14 protein-coding genes are annotated in these 17,871 nt (G+C 59.1%); 9 read left to right on the plus strand and 5 right to left on the minus strand.

All coding sequences use genetic code 11. The annotated features are described in order from the left end of the window. The first annotated feature begins 6 nt into the window (after window positions 1–6). From pseG to A7P97_RS07945, 9 genes are all read left to right on the plus strand, one after another. Complete coding sequence (gene pseG, locus A7P97_RS07900; protein WP_067529353.1) at window positions 7–1,635, plus strand: UDP-2,4-diacetamido-2,4,6-trideoxy-beta-L-altropyranose hydrolase; 1,629 nt, start codon at window positions 7–9, stop codon at window positions 1,633–1,635. Between the two features lie 51 nt (window positions 1,636–1,686). Further along, a complete protein-coding gene (pseI, locus tag A7P97_RS07905) occupies window positions 1,687–2,739 on the plus strand; it encodes a pseudaminic acid synthase (RefSeq protein WP_067529355.1) in 1,053 nt (350 codons plus the stop codon). A 558-nt stretch (window positions 2,740–3,297) separates the two neighbouring features. Next, window positions 3,298–4,497, plus strand: coding sequence for an oligosaccharide flippase family protein (locus tag A7P97_RS07915; protein ID WP_067529359.1), 1,200 nt, complete (start codon window positions 3,298–3,300; stop codon window positions 4,495–4,497). Then, on the plus strand, window positions 4,490–5,575 hold the full coding sequence (locus tag A7P97_RS10465; protein WP_067529361.1) for a glycosyltransferase family 52: 1,086 nt from the start codon (window positions 4,490–4,492) through the stop codon (window positions 5,573–5,575). The genes A7P97_RS07915 and A7P97_RS10465 overlap by 8 nt, the downstream gene beginning before the upstream one ends. Window positions 5,576–5,599: 24 nt before the next feature. Beyond that, window positions 5,600–6,424, plus strand: a complete 825-nt coding sequence (locus A7P97_RS07925) for a beta-1,6-N-acetylglucosaminyltransferase (RefSeq protein WP_067529365.1) — start codon at window positions 5,600–5,602, stop codon at window positions 6,422–6,424. Continuing rightward, the gene (locus tag A7P97_RS07930; RefSeq protein ID WP_067529366.1) at window positions 6,421–7,284 is read left to right on the plus strand and encodes a glycosyltransferase; all 864 of its coding nucleotides are present in this window, start codon (window positions 6,421–6,423) and stop codon (window positions 7,282–7,284) included. The genes A7P97_RS07925 and A7P97_RS07930 overlap by 4 nt, the downstream gene beginning before the upstream one ends. 421 nt (window positions 7,285–7,705) lie before the next feature. Further along, a complete protein-coding gene (locus A7P97_RS07935) occupies window positions 7,706–8,941 on the plus strand; it encodes a sugar transferase (protein WP_082887645.1) in 1,236 nt (411 codons plus the stop codon). A gap of 97 nt (window positions 8,942–9,038) precedes the next feature. Continuing rightward, window positions 9,039–10,058 carry a UDP-glucose 4-epimerase GalE gene (gene galE, locus A7P97_RS07940; RefSeq protein WP_067529368.1) on the plus strand — a complete coding sequence of 340 codons (1,020 nt, stop codon included), beginning with the start codon at window positions 9,039–9,041 and terminating at the stop codon, window positions 10,056–10,058. Window positions 10,059–10,364: 306 nt separating this feature from the next. Next, window positions 10,365–11,168 (plus strand): outer membrane beta-barrel protein, encoded by an 804-nt coding sequence (locus tag A7P97_RS07945; RefSeq protein ID WP_067529369.1) that lies wholly within the window; start codon window positions 10,365–10,367, stop codon window positions 11,166–11,168. Window positions 11,169–11,285: 117 nt separating this feature from the next. Here A7P97_RS07945 and pta read toward each other — a convergent pair whose 3' ends face one another. The 5 genes from pta to mutS form a co-directional block, all read right to left on the minus strand. Further along, entirely contained in the window at window positions 11,286–13,364 is a 2,079-nt protein-coding gene (gene pta / locus A7P97_RS07950) for a phosphate acetyltransferase (protein ID WP_067529370.1), read from the minus strand. A gap of 208 nt (window positions 13,365–13,572) precedes the next feature. Further along, complete coding sequence (locus A7P97_RS07955) at window positions 13,573–14,133, minus strand: hypoxanthine-guanine phosphoribosyltransferase (RefSeq protein ID WP_067529373.1); 561 nt, start codon at window positions 14,131–14,133, stop codon at window positions 13,573–13,575. A 63-nt stretch (window positions 14,134–14,196) separates the two neighbouring features. Then, window positions 14,197–14,403 (minus strand): hypothetical protein, encoded by a 207-nt coding sequence (locus A7P97_RS10220; protein WP_125080052.1) that lies wholly within the window; start codon window positions 14,401–14,403, stop codon window positions 14,197–14,199. 174 nt (window positions 14,404–14,577) lie between these two features. After that, window positions 14,578–15,057 (minus strand): hypothetical protein, encoded by a 480-nt coding sequence (locus A7P97_RS07960; protein ID WP_067524008.1) that lies wholly within the window; start codon window positions 15,055–15,057, stop codon window positions 14,578–14,580. A gap of 152 nt (window positions 15,058–15,209) precedes the next feature. Beyond that, window positions 15,210–17,804: a DNA mismatch repair protein MutS gene (gene mutS / locus A7P97_RS07965; RefSeq protein ID WP_067529376.1), complete on the minus strand. Its 2,595-nt coding sequence runs from the start codon at window positions 17,802–17,804 to the stop codon at window positions 15,210–15,212. Between the last annotated feature and the right edge of the window lie 67 nt (window positions 17,805–17,871).

Below are 17,871 nucleotides of genomic sequence, written 5' to 3' on the forward strand. Positions count from 1 at the left end.
CAAACGATGAAGATTTTAATCCGTGCAGACGCGTCCCTCCAAATCGGCAGCGGCCACATCATGCGCTGCCTCACGCTGGCGCACGAGCTTGCGCGGCGCGGCCACGAGGTGCGTTTTATCTGTCGTGCGCTGCCCGGCCATTTGGGCGAAACCATCGAGCGCGCCGGTTTCGGCTTGGTGTTGCTGCCCGTGCCGCCGCAGGCCGGAAGGCTACCTGAAAGCGAGTGCGGTGAACTTCTGCGCAGCAAAAACGAAGCAAAGGCCGCAACATGTGTTCAGCTGGCTCATGCCTATTGGCTGCCGGTATCGCAGGCGCAGGATGCTGCCGACTGCGTGCCGCCTATCCGCGCTTTTGCGCCGGATTGGATCATCTGCGACCACTACGCCTTATCCGCCGAGTGGGAGTTGACCGCCAAAGCCGCTGCGGGCAGCCGCCTGATGGCGATCGACGATTTGGCCGACCGCCCCCACGCCGCCGATTTGCTGCTGGATCAAAACCTCGGCCACACCCCTGCCGATTACGCCGGCCTGGTGCCGCCCGCCTGCCGTCTGCTCATCGGCACGCGCTACGCCCTGCTGCGCGAAGAATTTGCAGCCTGGCGCGAGGTAAGCCTGCAACGCCGCGCTGCCCAAGCCGACAAAGGCTACCTGAAACATATTTTGGTGAACTTGGGCGGTGTGGATAAGGACAACCATACTTTGGCGGTGCTGCAGGCGCTTTCAGGTAGCCTGCCTGCCGCCTGCCGCGTCACCGTAGTGATGGGCAAAACCGCGCCGCACACCGCTGCCGTGCAGGCTTTTGCCGATAGCGCGCCGTATCCTTGCTGCGTGCTGGTGGGCGCCAACAATATGGCCGAGCTGATGGCCGAAGCCGATTTGGCCATCGGCGCGGCGGGCAGCACTTCGTGGGAACGCTGCTGCCTGGGATTGCCCACCATGATGCTGGTGTTGGCGGAAAACCAACGAGGCATAGCTGAAACCTTGCAGCAGGCCGGCGTGGCGAGCGTGGCTGATATGGCGGATTTGCCTGCCAGTTTGGCCAGTCTGTTGGCCGAAACGCCTGCCCTGCGGGCAGAACAAAGTCGCCGTGCCGCCGCGCTGTGTGATGGGCGCGGCGTGCTGCGGGCAGCCAATAATTTGGCCGATTTCGCGCCTGCCGTGCTGCGCCCTGCCACGCCCGCCGACTGCCGCCGCCTGTTTGAGTGGCGCAATCATCTTGAGATTCGCCGCTTTATGTTCGATAGCGGGGAAATCGCTTGGGATGGGCATCAGGCATGGTTTGCCCGCCAGCTGGCCAATCCCGAGTTCACCATGCTGTTGTATGAAACCGGCGGCACGGCGCAGGGCTATGCCAGCTTCAAACACCTGGGCAGTGGCCGCTGCGAATGGGGCTTCTACCTTGCGCCCGATTGCCCGCGCGGCCAAGGCCACGGCGGCACATTGGGGCAGCTGGCGTTACAATACGCTTTCTGCCGCCTGAATATGCGCGAAGTGCACGGCCAAGTGTTGCCGCACAATACCGCCAGCCTGGCTCTGCACCGCCGGCTTGGTTTCCGCCCGGCGGATAAGGCAGCCGGGCAGAATGCGCAGCAGGCCTTATCATTTGTGCTTCGTGCCGAAGATTTTTTGTATTAAACGCTAAAACGGCAGCCTCCCCATGAAGGCTACCTGAAACCGAAACCGCCCATGAAACCCGCATTCCAAATCAACTGCCGCCCCATCGGCGCTGCCCACCCGCCCTATATCATTGCCGAGATGTCGGCCAATCATAACGGCAGCCTGCAAACCGCCTTTAACATCATAGAACAGGCCAAGGCCGCCGGTGCCGATGCCGTCAAAATCCAAACCTACACCGCCGACACCATCACGCTGCGCAGCAACGCGCCCGAGTTTCAAATCAAAGGCGGGCTGTGGGACGGGCAAACGCTGCACGAGCTGTATCAAAAAGCGCATCTGCCTTGGGAATGGCACAAGCCGCTGTTTGATTTTGCCCGGGAGCAGGGCATCATCATTTTCAGCTCGCCGTTTGACTTTACGGCGGTGGATTTGCTGGAAAGCCTCGATGCCCCGGCTTACAAAATCGCCTCGTTTGAAGCGGTGGATTTGCCGCTGATCCGCTATGTGGCGCAAACCGGCAAGCCGATGATTGTGTCCACCGGCATGGCCGATGCCGAAGAGATCGCCGAAGCCGTGGCTGCCGCGCGCGAAGGCGGCTGCAAGGAATTGGTGCTGCTGCACTGCGTGAGCGGCTACCCCGCACCGGCAGCGGATTACAACCTGCGCACGCTGCCCGATATGGCGCAGCGCTTCGGCGTGCCGGTGGGTTTGTCCGACCACACGCTGGACAACACCACCGCCATCGCCGCCGTGGCACTCGGTGCGTGCGTGATCGAAAAGCATTTCACGCTAGACAGAAACGGCGGCGGCCCGGACGACAGTTTTTCTTTAGAGCCGCAGGATTTGGCCGAACTGTGCCGCAGCAGCCATACCGCCTGGCAGGCGCTGGGGCAGGCCGATTACGGCTTGAAATCGAGCGAGCAGGGCAATATCCAGTTCCGCCGTTCGCTGTATTTTGTGAAGGATATGAAAGCGGGCGACACCATCGGCGCCGACTGCATCCGCAGCGTGCGCCCCGGCTACGGGCTGGCGCCCAAGCATTACGATGCGCTCATCGGTAAACGCCTGCGCCGCGATGTGGCGGCCAATACGGCCACCGATTGGGATTGCGTGGAAGAGTAGAAAAAGTTTCAGGTAGCCTTCTGGCGGTGTTTGGGGCTACTTGAAACATGAGTACCAACGAAGCTGGGAATTCGCTTTTTGTTGTGTTTGAAGCAGTTTGCCAAATTTCAGGTAGCCTTCCTTCATTTATGCCTTGTTCACCTTTGCGCCTCATGCCGGCGCGGTGCACCCGTTTAGCTGCGTAAAAACAAGCCCTCTTGCAGAGGTCTTGTTTTAACTTCGTTAAAACGACCCCTTCTAACGAAGGTTCCGTTTTTACTTCGCAGAAACTCGTCCTCCTCCGGAGACCTCGTTTTCTTTGCCTCGCCAAAGAAAAGGAAGCAAAATAAAAGCGACTGCGGGCACAGGTTTGGCTTCGCCAAACTTCCCTCACTCCGCGCGGTTTTCGGGCGGGCTCGCAACTTACGGCTACGCCGCTTCGGGCATGCAAGCCCTTGTCCCCCGAAAAACCGCGCTCCGTTCGGCTGTGCCAGCAGAACAGGGGACAACTCCACCGTTTGTGCCAAATATTCTATGTTTGGATATGTAGGAAGTTTAATATCGGCTTCGTAGTGAAACATGAAGATTCTAAAAGACAGCCTCATCTACCTCGTCGGCGAAATGCTGGCCAAGGCCATGCCTTTCCTGCTGCTGCCCTATCTCACGCGCAAGCTGGGGACGGCGGGGTTTGGCGAGCTGTCGTATTATCAGGCGGCATTTTCGCTGCTGCTTATCGGCTTTGGCATGAGCCAGGATGGCGCGGTTACGCGGTATTACTATGTGTATGGCCAGCGCAATCTGCACAGTGTGGTGTATGCCGGTGCGCTGTATACTGTTTTTGCCGCGCTTATCGGCCTGTTGGCGGCGTGGCAGCTGCATTCGCTGGCGTTGGCCTCGGTGGTGTGTGCGGCGGCGGCGCAAACGGTGTTGGCCACACAACTGAGCCTGCGCCAATGCCGCAAACAGGCCTTGGCCTATACGGCCATTCAGTTTGGTAGCAGCCTGTTCACCACTGTGCTCACGGTGTGGCTGCTGGAAATGAGCGCGGATTATCCGGTGGAGCGGCGCTTTTTGGCGCTGTTTGCCGGCAATGCGCTGGTGTCGCTGGCGGCCTATCTGCTTTATCGGCGCAGTGCCGGGCAGCAGCTGGGATTCAATCGGCGGCGGGTGCGGCAGGCTTTGCGCTATATTTTCGCGCTCGGCCTGCCTTTAGTGATTCACCATGCGGGCAATTATGTGAAAGGGCAGTTCGACCGCGTGGTGATTTATCAGGGCTATTCCGCCGCCACGCTGGGCGTGTATTCGGCGGGTTATCAAACCGCCAGCGTGCTGGGCGTGTTGCTGATGGCGTTGAACAAAGCCACCGTGCCGTATTACTACCAAGCCTTGCGCAGCGGCAAAATCACGGCGGCCACGGTGCGCCGCTGGGCGCTGCTCTCGCTCTTGGCCGCGCCGCTGCTGGCAGTAGTGGCCTGGCTGATGCCGGAGCGGCTGTTTTTGTGGCTGCTCGGGGCGCAGTATGCAGGGGTGCATTACTATATTTGCCTGTTTTTGCTTGGTTTCGGTTTGACCGTGCCCTATTATTTGCAGGTGAATTATTTGTTTTACCACGCGCAAAACCAGCGCATCGCGCTCACTTCGCTGCTCTCGGCGGGCGGCTATCTGCTGGTGTTGCTGCTCACCGCGCGGGTGGGCATCCAATGGGTGCCGCTGGCGATGATTGTGGGCAACGCGCTGATTTTCCCGATATTGTTCCGGCAGGTGAAACCGTATGGCTGATTTGGCGAATTTAATCATCTGCCTCACGCCCCTGCAGGCCTTGATGGCGCAGCGGCTGATGGCGCAGCGTGCAGAGCCGTTCGATTTGCTGATGCTGTGCTACGAAGATGTGGATAATGCCAAGTTTCGGCATTATTTTCAGGTAGCCTCTGCGGGCAGCCGCCATGCCGAATATGCCCTGATTCCGCAAAGCAAATGGCGGCGCGAGCTGGGCTTGCCCCGCCTGCTGTGCGGGCTGGATAAAGAATACGCCACCGCCTTTGCCGCCAGCATCGATAATCCAAACGTGCAATATGTGCTGAACCGCATCCGCTTTGCCGCGTTGGAAACCTTCGACGACGGTACGGGCAACCTGATTCCCGGCAGCGTGCTTTACCGCAACAGCAGCAACTGCCAGCGGCAGCTGATGAACCGCCTGCGCGGCATCCGCCTGCAAACCGAAGACCTGCGCCGCCTCTCGCGGCGGCACCACACGCTCTATCCCGGCCAGCCCAATATTGCCGCGCCCACCGTGCCGCTGGATTTGTGGGCAGCAGCCGAACAAGGGCTACCTGAAAGCGGGCAGGGAGGGCTTCGCCAAAGCGAAGGCAGAGAGGTGCTGAGAAGCAAAAATGGGGCAGTGGATGAGTGTGGCATAAACGAAAGGCTACCTGAAAAAAATACGGCCGGCGCGGCTGCCGCAAACCCTACGCCCGTCCGCATCCGCCGCATCCTGCTCGGCCAGCCGCTGCTGCCCAACGCGGCAGCTAACGCCGCGCTGGCCGAAAGCCTGCTGCGCCGTTTTGAGATTGGCGAATATTTCCCGCACCCGCGCGAAACCTACCGCATATCGGGCGCCGAATATATTGCCAGCCCGCTGATTTTTGAAGACTACCTATTGGAAAGCCTGCGCCGCGAGCCGGATACCCGCTTCGAGGTGTACCACCTCGTCAGCACCGCCGCGTTGAATGTGCATGCCTTCCCGCGCACCGCCGTGTATGCCGTGCGCCCCGCAGAAGCCGCCTTTCACACACCCGGCACGGCGCGGATTTATGAAGTGATGGCGCAGTTGGGCATTCCGATTATCGATATTGAGTGAGTTTCACGATAACTGTTTAGCGTTATGAGCAGCGCCTTTTTAATTTTGTGCCACCGCCCGCCGCTGTATTGGCTGCGGCTGGCTGAGCGCCACCCTGAAATCCGACTGCTGCTGCACTACGATGCCAAGGCGGATATCGGCACGTTGCCGCCCCTGCCGCCGAACGCGCGCCTGATTCCGCAGCACGTCAACATCCGCTGGGCGGGCTTCAGCATGGTGGAAGCCACGCTGCACCTGATGCGTGCCGCGCTGGCCGATGCAGGCATCCGCTTTGTGCACCTCGTGAGCGGCAACTGCGTGTTGCTGCACGCTCCCGCGCAAATCGAGCGCGAATTTGCTGAATTGCCGCGCGGCAGCCTGCTGCTGGAATGCCGAGCCGAGCCGCGCCTGCGCTACCGCGTGCGTTTCAACACGCCGCACGCCGACACCGCCTGGCAGCGCCGCCTGCCCGGCAAACTGCTCACCAAAGCATTTCAGGCGGCCGATAAAATCCTGCCCGCCGCGCAAACGGCCTATGCCGGCAGCCAATGGTTTTCTGCCGACCGTACGGCCTTGGCAGCCCTGCTGAACGCGGCAGATGAACAGGCTTGCGCCTTTTTCCGCAAGAAGCTTTGCCCGGACGAACATTTCTTCCAATATCTGGCGAAAAGGCTACCTGAAACGGCAGGTATCACGTTGTACCCAAGCAACCGCCGCCACATCCGTTTCGCCCTAGGCAGCAACCACCCCGATACGCTGGCTTTGGCCGAACTGCAAGCCTTGCGCCCCAGCCCGAATTGGCTGGCACGCAAGGTGGATGACGATACCGCGCTGCGCTTTTTAGACGAGATAGAGGGAGCAGCAGCATGACGGCGCCAGCGCAAAACCGGTTTTCAGGTAGCCTTTTGGTGGAAAGCACGCCTCCGTTTTCCGTGTTGATGTCGCTGTATGCGCGCGAGCAGCCGGAATATCTGCGCCAATGTTTGGCCAGTTTGGCCGCACAAACCCTGCCGCCAAACGAAATCGTGCTGGTGTATGACGGCGGGCTACCTGGAAGCCTGGAAGCCGTTGTAGCAAGCTTTTCAGCTAGCCTGCCGCTGAAGATTGTGCGGCTGCCGCAAAACGTGGGGCTGGGGCGGGCGCTGAATGCAGGCCTGCAGGCCTGCACACACGAATGGGTGTGCCGCATGGATACAGATGATATCTGCCACCCCGAGCGTTTCGCGCGGCAGCTGGCTTTTGTGGCGGCGCACTCAGAGCTTGACGTGTGCGGCAGCCAGATTGACGAGTTTGAGCACACACCGGCCGATGCCGCGCACAGCCGCCGCGTGCCCTGCGAACACGAGGAAATTGCACGCTTTGCCAAAAGCCGCAATCCCATCAACCACATGACGGTGTGCTACCGAAAATCGGCAGTGCTCGCGGCGGGCAATTATCAGCATGCGCCGTTGTATGAGGATTACGATTTGTGGGTGCGCATGCTGCTGAATGGCTGCCGTTTCGCCAACCTGCCCGAAGTGCTGGTGTATGCGCGCGCGGGCGACGAAATGTATCGGCGGCGCGGTGGCTGGGCGTATGCGAAAAACGAGCTGGCCATGCAACAGAGGTTTTACCGCGCGGGCTTTTTGAGCACGGCGCAGTGGGCAAAAAACGTGTTGCTGCGATTGCCGGTGCGGCTGCTGCCGAACGGGGCGCGGCAGTGGGTGTATTGGGTGTTGTTGCGGAAGTAGATTCATTGTGAAGCCGGGCTTTTATTAAGCATAATTTGAGCTTGGGCAGCTTGCTGAATTTCAGGTAGCCTCTACCATTTTTACTCCATTCGCCCTTGCGCCTCGTGCCGGCGTGGGCACTTCCTTTTCTTTGCCTCGCCAAAGAAAGGAAGCAAAGAAATGCGACTGCGGACACAGGGTTGGCTTCGCCCAGCTTCCCTCACTACACACGGTTTTTCGGGCGGGCCCGCAACTTGCGGCTGCGCCGCTTCGAGCATGCAAGCCCTTGTTTCCCGAAAAATCACGCTCCGTTCGGCTGTGCCAGCAGAGATACATAGCCCGAACCATATGTTCATAATGGCCTGTGCTTGGTTTTATAGGGTGTTTAAAATTTCAGGTAGCCTGTATCGACCCAACTGCCAAACGAGAAATAACGGAAATAATGAAAACGATAAAAATGATTCTGCGCTTTGTCGCCGCGGCCTTGGTGATTCTGATTGCGCCGGCGTGGTGGTTTTGGCCGCCGCGCGAGTGGACTCATCCCACGGCCACCAATCTTTCCAGCTACAGCCTGCTCTTGGCCGGCCTGCTGCTCTCCTACGCTTTGAGCCGCAACCTGACACGTTTTCCCGGCGAGCGTTCTAAGCTGTCGGTGATTCCGGTGTCGGCCATCGGGCTGGGGCTGCCGCTGGTGTTTGCCGCCATGTTGCGCCTGCCGTATTCGGTGTATTACCTGGCCGCCGGGTTTGCGCTCACGGTGTTGTATCTGTTTGCCGAAACCTGGCTGGAAAAGCGGCACATCCGCCATCTGTACTATATTGATGTGGAAGGCATGCGCGATTTGCCGCAGCTATCCAACATCCGCTGGCACGAGCTCGCCGAGCCGAGGCTACCTGAAACCGGCCGCGTGAATACAGTAGTGACCAATCTGCACGCGCCTGATTTGGGGGCGGATTGGCAGCGTTTCCTGGCCGATTGCACCTTGCGTGGCATTGCGGTTTACAACATCCGCCAGGTGGAAGAGTCGCTCACCGGCCGTGTGAAAATCCGGCATATGTATGAAAACGATTTGGGCTCGCTGCTACCCAGCCTGGCCTATATGGCGATTAAGCAGGCGCTGGAAGCCTTGATGGTGATGGCCAGCCTGCCGCTCACTCTGCCGCTGATGCTGGCCACTGCGCTGGCCATCCGGCTGGAAAGCCCGGGGCCGGTGCTGTTTGTGCAAAACCGCGTGGGCCGCGGCGGGCGCGAGTTTAAAATTTATAAATTCCGCAGCATGGTGTGCGATTCGGAAAAACACGGCGCGCAACTGGCGCAGGAAGGCGACGCACGCGTTACCCGCACCGGCCGCTTCATCCGCAAAACTAGGCTGGATGAGCTGCCGCAGTTTTGGAACATCATCAAAGGCGACATGGCGCTCATCGGCCCGCGCCCCGAACAAAAAGCCTTTGTGCAGCAGTTTGAACAAAGCATCCCGTTCTACGGCTACCGCCACATCGTGCGTCCAGGCCTTTCCGGCTGGGCGCAGGTGATGCAGGGCTACGCGGGCAATACAGACGAAACCCAAGTGAAAATCGAGCACGATTTCTACTACATCAAGCACTTCTCCTTTGCGCTGGACGTGCTGATTCTGTTTAAAACCCTGAAAACAATCATCACCGGCTTCGGCGCAAGATAATTTTCAGGTAGCCTTTTGCTAGGTCAAAGGCTACCTGAAAACCAATGCGGCGGGCTTTTGTGAAGCTAAAATATCATCCAAAACAAAAAGGAAACCCATGTCCACCATCCTCGTTACCGGCGGCGCCGGTTTCATCGGCTCGCACACCGTGGTCGAGCTCATCCAAGCTGGCCATCTCCCCGTGATTATCGATAACCTCTGCAATGCCTCGCCCCAAGTTATCGGCCGCATCGCCGAAATCACCGGCTACACCCCCGCCTTTTATCAGGGTGATATCCGCGACCGCGAATTATTGCGCCGCATTTTTGCCGAACACCCCATCCAATCCGTGATCCACTTCGCCGCCCTCAAAGCCGTGGGCGAGAGCGTGAACAAACCGCTTGAGTATTACAGCAACAACGTTTCAGGTAGCCTCATCCTGCTGGAAGAAATGCAGCGCGCTGGCGTGAAAAGCATTGTGTTCAGCTCCTCCGCCACTGTATATGGCGACCCGGACACCGTGCCGATTACCGAAACCGCCCCCCTCGGCCAAGCCACCAATCCCTATGGCGCATCCAAGCAGATGATGGAACGCATGATGGCCGACCTCCACACCGCCGACCCCGAATGGAGCGTGATTCTGCTGCGCTATTTCAACCCCATCGGCGCGCACCCCAGCGGCCGCATCGGCGAGCAGCCCAACGGCATTCCAAACAACCTGTTGCCCTACGTTTGCCAAGTGGCCGCAGGCAAATTGGCCGAGCTTTCCGTGTTCGGCGACGACTACCCCACACCCGACGGCACCGGCGTGCGCGACTACATCCACGTTGTCGATCTGGCACTCGGCCACGTGGCCGCCCTCGATAAAAAAAACCGCGAAGCGGGCGTGCACATCTACAACCTCGGCACCGGAAAAGGCTCGTCCGTGCTGGAAATCGTCCGCGCCTTTGAAGCCGCCTCGGGCAAAGAAATCCCCTATGCCGTCAAGCCCCGCCGCGCCGGCGACATCGCCGAATGCTATGCCGACCCCGCCCGCGCCGCCGCCGAGCTGGGCTGGCATGCCGAGCGCAGCCTAGCCGATATGATGCGCGACTCTTGGCACTGGCAAAGCAGCAATCCGAATGGGTATGGAGATTGATGGGATAAAGGCTACCTGAAACTTTCAGGTAGCCTTTATCCAACACAGACAGCCTTAAAAGAATAATGTGCTAATTTTTCTAAATTTCAATGCTCTAACTTGCCATACTGAGTAGCAATAAACCCAATGAACGGCAAAAATAGGACGGTTTGTCCATTCAGAGTTGAAACTCAATTCGACCAAGATTTATCATGCACTCGAAAATATTGCTTTCTCAAAGCATTAAACCGATTTTGTCAGTAATATCTCACCGTTGAATACGGCAAAGCCTCCACGGCATTCTTTCCATCCACACCGGAGAAAATTATGCAGAAAACCCTAATTGCCTTGGCCGTGTTGGCCTTGTCTGCCGCTGTTCAGGCCGCCCCCGCAGATGAGGGTGTGCCGCTGCACCCCATCAAAGACGGCCGCTACACCGTAACCACCGGTTACGCACACGAAAATGCCAAAATCGATCAACTTAAATATTCCGGCGACGGCGTTACCCTGCAAGGCCGCGCCGATATTCCGCTAGCTCAGCAACACGCCATCCGTGCCGAATTGGGCTACCAATACCTCGATTCCGATGCGAAAGCCAATGGCGAAAAAATCATCAACGGTGCCAAAACTAATAACGTAGATGTGTATGCCGGTTATTTGTTCTCTCCCTCCGGCTTCAAAAACGGCGGTCTGCGCGTGGGGGGTGGTTTGGGCTATAGCCACGGCAAAATAGATGTGCACAGCCACCGAATCGATCCCGACGACGATGCTGTCGATATCAGTGCCAACAACCTGTATCTGAAAGCCCAGGTGGAATACGAGCAGCAACTGGGCAGCGGCTGGAGTATTACCCCGTGGACCGAAGCCCAAGTCAGCCTACACCGCCGTGTGGAAGAACAATATACACAGATTGAGTATGCCAGTGACGGTAAATACAAACAAAACAACTACAGCCTCGGATTGGGTGTAGATGTGAACAAACAGCTGGGCGAAAGCACTAGCCTCACCTTCGGTCCCTATTACCGTTACACGCGGGATAAAGCCACCAACTTTACCCACGAAGGTGAAAATATCGAGGTGCAGAAAACCAACCGCCACAGCTTCGGCATCTGGGGCGGTGTGCGTTTCTAATAGTTGTATTTGTCTGCAATGCAAAGGCTACCTGAAAACGAGCTCGCGAGTTTCTGCGAGGCTAAAGTTTTCAGGTAGCCTTTTGCCTGATGTCTAAATCCCAACAGGGCGGGCGGTTTATTTACCCATCTGCACGGCCTGGATGGCAGTGAGGGCGATGGTGTAGACGATATCGTCCACCAATGCGCCGCGCGAGAGGTCGTTTACCGGTTTGCGCAGGCCTTGCAGCATGGGGCCGATGCTCAATACGTTGGCGCTGCGCTGTACGGCTTTGTAGGTGGTGTTGCCGGTGTTCAGGTCGGGGAAGACGAACACGTTGGCTTGGCCGGCCACTTTGCTGTCGGGCGCTTTTTGGCGGCCTACGCTGGGCACGCTGGCGGCGTCGTATTGCAGCGGGCCGTCGATAAGCAGGTCGGGGCGTTTTTCCTGCGCCAGGCGTGTGGCTTCCTTCACTTTTTCCACATCGGCGCCGCTGCCAGAGGTGCCGGTGGAGTAAGAAATCATGGCCACTTTGGGGTCGATGCCGAAGGCTTTGGCGGATTCGGCCGATTGGATGGCGATGTCGGCCAGCTCTTCGGCGGTGGGCTCGGGGTTCACGGCGCAGTCGCCATACACGAACACCTGCTCGGGCATCAGCATGAAAAACACGCTGGACACCAGGCTGGCGCCGGGGGCGGTTTTAATCAGCTGCAGGGCGGGGCGGATGGTGTTGGCGGTGGTGTGTACCGCGCCGGACACCAAGCCGTCCACGTCGTCTTGCTGCAGCATCATGGTGCCGAGCACTACGCTGTCTTCCAGCGCCTGGCTCGCTAAGCCGGGGGTGAGGCCTTTGTTTTTGCGCAGCTCTACCATCGGGGCGACGTATTGCTCGCGGATGGTGTCGGGGTCGATGATTTCCAAGCCTTCGGGCAGGGTGATGCCGCGGTTGGCGGCCACTTCGCGCACGGCTTCCGGTTTGGCCAGTAGCACACAGCGGGCGATACCTTTGCTTTGGCAGATGGCGGCAGCTTCCACGGTGCGCGGCTCGTCGCCTTCCGGCAGGACGATGCGGCGGTTGGCGGCGCGCGCTTGCTCCATCATGCGGAAGCGGAAGGTGGGTGGTGACATCAGTAGTTGGCGCGGCTGGCCGATGTGGCGGCAGAGTTCTTCCACATCAACGTGTTTGGCCACGAATTCCACCATGGTTTCCATGCGCTCGGTGTCGTCGGCGGGAATGGTTTGGTCTTGATGGGCCAGCGCGTAGGCGGTGGCGAAGGTGTCGTGTTCGGTGAGTAGCACCGGCACGTTTTGGCTCAGCGCAGGGCTGATGATGCCTTGCACGGCGGGCGAAGGCGCGGTGCCGCAGGTGAGCAGCAGGCCGGCCACCGGCACGCCGCTGAGGATTTTCAGTGAGGCAGCCATTAGGATGTCTTCACGGTCGCCGGGGGTGATGACCAGTGCGCTGGAAGTGATGCGGTGGTGCATGTGGGCGGCGTTTTGCGCGGCCACCACGATTTCTTTGGTGCGGTTGCCCAAATGCTCTTGGCCGGCAATCACTTGGGCGTTCAGGTAGCCTGCAATGTCAGCCACGCGGCGCAGCGACTGCTCGGGTGCGAAAGGCAGCACACCCATGCAGGGGATACCGCCGCGCACTTTGGCGGCCACGGTTTGGGCGAAGGCTTTGCTGTCGTTGCCATGGTAGCGGTTGATGATGAAGCCGGCCACGTCGGTATGGCTGTTGGCGTATTCTTGTGCGGCCAGGTTGATTTGGTCGGCCACCTGTTCGGCACTGTGGTTGCCGGCAGTAACTACCAGGATCACGTTGGCGTTGAGCGCGGCGGCGATTTGCGCGTTTTTGTTGGAGAGGAAACCGCGTTCGCTGTCGGGTACCACACCTTCAATAATGGCTACGTCGTGTTCGGCAGCGGTAACTTGGTCGAAGTCAGATACCATCAGCTCGATCAAATCGTCATCACGACCAGCGCCCACCAGCTCTTCTACTTTGGAGAGCGGCTGCGGGCGCGGCGGATTGAGGTGGAACAGTTTGTTGGCAAATACGATGGCGGCTTCGGTGTCGCCGGCGGGGGTGGGTTTGTGCGATACCGGTTTGTAGTACACCGGACGGCGGCCGCTGTGCTGCAGGGCGCGCAGCAGGCCGAGCGAGATGCTGGTGATGCCGGTTTTGGTGCCGATAGGCACGAGGAGGAAGTTTGGCATAGGGCTTCTTTCTTGGTAAAGGGTTAATCAATCAGCATAAAGCAGCCGAATCAATAAGGCGGCCGGCAGACGTTTGCCTGTGCTGGTTTTTCGCAGGCCGCATTGTTGCACTATTAACTAGGGGCGGCAAGCGATGGGATTGGGTTTATTTGGGTAAGGCTACCTGAAAGTGATTCGGTGCCGCAGGTAGCCTTAAGTTTGGGTTTGGCTATTTATTGGCCAGGGCGTAGATGGCGCCGAGGTTGCGCCACATGCCACCGGCATCCATGCCGTAGCCGAACACATAGCGGTCGGGCACGTGGATACCTACATAATCGGCAGTGATGGGTTTAGGGCGGTTGATGTTTTTATTGGCGAATACGGCGGTGTAGCAGGAGGCGGCGCCCATTTCCATCACTTGTTTGTGGATGGCGGCCATGGTGTGGCCTTCGTCTAGGATGTCGTCGAGTACCAAAACGTGGCGGCCTTCCACGCTGTTTTGCGGGGCGCGCAGCCAGTTGAGCTGCACGCTGCCGCTCAGTTCGCTGCCGTAACGGGAAACGTGTACGTAGTCGAAATCGAGCGGGAAGCGCAAGAGGGGCAGGAGCTGGCCGGTGAAAACGACGGCACCGCCCATCACGGGCAGGAGCAGAGGGTATTGTTCGGCCAAGTCGGCGGTAATTTCTTCGGCCATGCGCTCCAGGGCAGCTCGGCAGGCGGCTTCGTCGAACAGGAGGTCGGCTTCTTCCAGTATGGTGCTGGCTTGCCAGAAACGTTGTTTGATGGTCATGTGGGATGTCCTTGCGCTGGGGTTTGGATTGGGGCTATCTGAAAAATGCGTTGCGAACACGCCTTAAGAGGCGAATTTGGAAATGGTGATTTCTATGTTGCGGCCTTTGCGCTCAAAAAGGGTGGCACGGGTGTAGGGGGTGGCGGGGTCGTTGTAGAAGAATCTGACCAGTACACGGTTCGGTTCGGGGCGGTTGGTTGATGATGAGTTTGATCGGGTAGGCTTCGTTTTGGCCGTGGCCGTTGTAGTCAAAGAGGTCTTGGCTGTCATGGGGGGGATGTCTTTGGGGTTGTTGGTATGGTGGCCGCTGCTTATGTGTGGCAGGGAGGTAGTGGGATTATAACGCTAATGGGTGCTGAGGTTAGTGTGTGGTAGTGTTAATGAAAAGGCTACCTGAAAACCGCGTAAGGGGTTCAGGTAGCCTTTGATGATGTATGGCGCGGATTATTTGTCGAGACGGCGGGTTTCCACGATGCGACCGTCGGCCACCATCCGGGGTAGTTCGTCGCGTTTGATTTGGATACGCTCGGATTCGTCCCAAGTGATGTTGGAGAGGTTGCCGTTCAGGTCTTGTTTGGCGCCTTCTGGCACTTCCCAAGCAGCATCTTCGGTGATAACGATGATGTGGTTGGACTGCACTTCCACCACTTTCATCAGGCCGTAGGCTACGGACTGCTCTTTGCCGTTTCGGCCAAAGCCTTGGTCGGAAAATGCGCTGATTTTAGCGGCGTAGAGGTCGCCCACTTTGGGGTCGGCTAGTACGGAATCGAGAGCAGGGGCGGTAGCAGCGGGTTGTGCGACGCTGGCAGCAACGGGCTGTGTGCTGCTGGTGTCGGTTGATTGAGCCGGGGCAGAGCTGTTGGTTTGCCCGCCGCAGGCTGCCAATACGGAAATGAGGGCTAAGGCAAGTAAGCGTTGTTTCATGATTGGGAGGGTCCTTATGGATAATTGAATTTATTTATGGCTTTCGTGTCCGAAAGCAGGTGTATTATCGCTGTTTTACAGAAAATAGACAAATTATTACGCTTTTAGGCAGCACTTTGTGGCAAGGTCACCTGAAATTGATACATGCATTTTCAGGTAGCTTCCTGCGCGGCAACAGCCTGTTTTTGCAGTTGATACAGCAGGTCGAGGGCTTGGCGTGGGGTGAGTTCGTCGGGATGCAGCGCAGCGATTTCTTGCAGTAGGGGGTGGGCGGCAGGCGGGGCGGGCTCGGCGGGGCTGTGTTCGGGCACGGCTTCTTCGGGCAGGTTGAACATGTCCATCTGCGGGCGGTGGGCGGCGGCTTGGGCTTCGAGTTGTTCGAGGTGTTTCTGCGCGGCTTTGAGGGCGGGGGCGGGCAGGCCGGCGAGTTTGGCCACGGCGATGCCGTAGCTTTTTTCGGCCGGGCCGGGCTCGATGTGGTGCAGGAAGACGATGTCTTGCCCTTCTTCCAGGGCGGAGAGGTGCATATTGACGGCGGCGCTGTGCTGCTCGGGCAGGCGGGTGAGCTCGAAATAGTGGGTGGCAAACAGGCTGAAGGATTGGTTTTTTTGGATTAAATGTTCGGCCACGGCTTGGGCGAGGGCGAGGCCGTCGAAGGTGGAGGTGCCGCGGCCGACTTCGTCCATGAGCACTAGGGATTGCTCGGTGGCATGGCGCAGGATGTAGGCGGTTTCGCTCATTTCCACCATGAAGGTGGAGCGGTTGGCGGCGAGGTCGTCGGAGGCGCCGATGCGGGTGAAGATTTGGTCGATTTGGCCGATGCGGGCGGCTTCGGCGGGCACGAAGCTGCCGGTGTGGGCGAGCAAAACGATGTGGGCGACTTGGCGCATATAGGTGGATTTGCCGCCCATATTGGGGCCGGTGAGCAGCATGAGGCGGTGTTTGTGGTCGAGGCGGGTGTGGTTGGGGGTGAAGTGCGGCACTTGGCCTTCAACCACGGGGTGGCGGCCGTTGTCGATTTCGATGCCGGGGTAGTCGGTGAACCGGGGGGCGTGGTAATCGTGTTCGGCGGCAAAGTGGGCAAAGCAGCAGAGGACGTCCAGCGCGGCGGCGGCTTTGGCGGTACGCTGCAGCAGGGGCAGTTGCTGCTGGAGCTCTTGCAACAGGCTGTCGTAGAGGCGTTTTTCGAGGGAGAGGGCGCGCTCTTGGGCGTTGAGCACTTTGTCTTCGAAGGTTTTGAGCTCGGGGGTGATGAAGCGTTCGGCGTTTTTCAGGGTTTGGCGGCGCTGGTAGTCGGCGGGGGCTTCGGCGGCTTGGATTTTGGAAAGCTCGATGTAGAAGCCGTGCACGCGGTTGTATTCGACTTTGAGGGTGGAGAGGCCGGTGCGCTCGCGTTCGCGGGCTTCGAGTTCGAGCAGGAAGTCGCTGCCGTGGTTTTGGATGCGGCGCAACTCGTCGAGCTCGGCGGAAAAGCCGTGGTTGATTACGCCGCCGTCGCGCAGCCACACGGCGGGCTCGGGCAGGATAGCGGCTTGTAATTTCTCGGCAATACCGGCGCCTTGCGGGAAGATGTCAGCCAAGGTGTTGAGCAGGCTGCTTTCAGGTAGCCTGAGTCGGGTGAGGGTAAATAAGCTGTCGCGCAGGCCGGAGAGGTCACGCGGGCGGGCGGAGCCTACGGCGATGCGGGCGGCGATGCGTTCGATGTCGGCGATGGTTTTCAGGTAGCCTTGCAGGGCGGAATAATCGCTTTGCAGGGCGGATACGGCTTCTTGGCGGGCGCGGATGTGTTCGCGGTTGCGCAAGGGGTTGTGCAGCCATTGGGCGAGCAGGCGGCTGCCCATGTTGCCGGCGCAGCGGTCGAGGGTGGAGAAGAGGGTAGGCTCTTTTTTGCCGGACAGGGTGGCGGTGATTTCGAGGTTGCGGCGGGTGGCGGCATCCATGCCGATGTATTGCTGTTCGGTTTCGAGGCTGAGGTTGTCGAGGTGGCGCGGCAGGCGGGATTGGGTGTGGCGGATGTAGTTGAGCAGGGCGCCGGCGGCACCGATGGCGGGGTCGTGTTCGCCGGTTTGGAGGCCGAAGCCGAGCAGGTCTTGGCAGCCGAAGTAGTCGGTGAGCAGGGTGTGGGCGCTGTCGGGGGCGAATTGCCAGTCGTGCAGGCGGGTGGGGTTGCAGTTTTCAGGTAGCCTTAATTTGGCGGCGGCTTGGTCGGGCAGCAATACTTCTGCAGCCTGCAAGCGGGCGAGTTCGTCGGGCAGCTGGGCCGGGGTGATGATTTTAGCTTTGAATTCGCCGCTTTGCAGGGAGGCCCAGGCGAGGCCGACCGGCTGCTTGGCCTTGCCGTTCCAAGCCACGGCGGCGATGCGGTTGGTTTCTTTGTCTTCCAACAGGGCGGCATCGGTGAGCGTGCCGGGGGTAATGATGCGCACCACTTCGCGCGCTACGGGGCCTTTATTGGCGCCCACTTCGCCCACTTGCTCGCAAATGGCCACGCTGCGGCCGAGTTTGACCAGTTTGGCCAAGTATTGTTCGGCCGCATGGTGCGGCACGCCGGCCATTTTGATGGGTTCGCCGTTGATTTGGCCGCGGGTGGTGAGGGTGATGTCGAGCAGGCGGGCGGCTTCTTCGGCGTCGGTGAAGAAGAGCTCGTAGAAGTCGCCCATGCGGTAGAACAAGAGTTTGTCGGCGTGTTGGGCTTTGATGTCGAGATACTGCTGCATCATGGGGGATACGGCGCTTTTGCGGCTCATGAAAGGCTACCTGAAAAATGGAAAAGCGAAAGGCGGTATTGTAGCCGATGCGGCGGCGGGCGAAATG

This window comes from Eikenella sp. NML070372 (assembly GCF_001648415.1).
In the GTDB taxonomy this organism is placed as follows: Bacteria; Pseudomonadota; Gammaproteobacteria; order Burkholderiales; family Neisseriaceae; genus Eikenella; species Eikenella exigua.

Coding starts and splice junctions, on each gene's coding strand:
- pseG (WP_067529353.1), top strand. CDS start 7: ATGAAGATTTTAATCCGTGCAGACGCGTCCCTCCAAATCGGCAGCGGC.
- pseI (WP_067529355.1), top strand. CDS start 1,687: ATGAAACCCGCATTCCAAATCAACTGCCGCCCCATCGGCGCTGCCCAC.
- A7P97_RS07915 (WP_067529359.1), top strand. CDS start 3,298: ATGAAGATTCTAAAAGACAGCCTCATCTACCTCGTCGGCGAAATGCTG.
- A7P97_RS10465 (WP_067529361.1), top strand. CDS start 4,490: ATGGCTGATTTGGCGAATTTAATCATCTGCCTCACGCCCCTGCAGGCC.
- A7P97_RS07925 (WP_067529365.1), top strand. CDS start 5,600: ATGAGCAGCGCCTTTTTAATTTTGTGCCACCGCCCGCCGCTGTATTGG.
- A7P97_RS07930 (WP_067529366.1), top strand. CDS start 6,421: ATGACGGCGCCAGCGCAAAACCGGTTTTCAGGTAGCCTTTTGGTGGAA.
- A7P97_RS07935 (WP_082887645.1), top strand. CDS start 7,706: ATGAAAACGATAAAAATGATTCTGCGCTTTGTCGCCGCGGCCTTGGTG.
- galE (WP_067529368.1), top strand. CDS start 9,039: ATGTCCACCATCCTCGTTACCGGCGGCGCCGGTTTCATCGGCTCGCAC.
- A7P97_RS07945 (WP_067529369.1), top strand. CDS start 10,365: ATGCAGAAAACCCTAATTGCCTTGGCCGTGTTGGCCTTGTCTGCCGCT.
- pta (WP_067529370.1), bottom strand. CDS start 13,364: ATGCCAAACTTCCTCCTCGTGCCTATCGGCACCAAAACCGGCATCACC.
- A7P97_RS07955 (WP_067529373.1), bottom strand. CDS start 14,133: ATGACCATCAAACAACGTTTCTGGCAAGCCAGCACCATACTGGAAGAA.
- A7P97_RS10220 (WP_125080052.1), bottom strand. CDS start 14,403: ATGACAGCCAAGACCTCTTTGACTACAACGGCCACGGCCAAAACGAAG.
- A7P97_RS07960 (WP_067524008.1), bottom strand. CDS start 15,057: ATGAAACAACGCTTACTTGCCTTAGCCCTCATTTCCGTATTGGCAGCC.
- mutS (WP_067529376.1), bottom strand. CDS start 17,804: ATGAGCCGCAAAAGCGCCGTATCCCCCATGATGCAGCAGTATCTCGAC.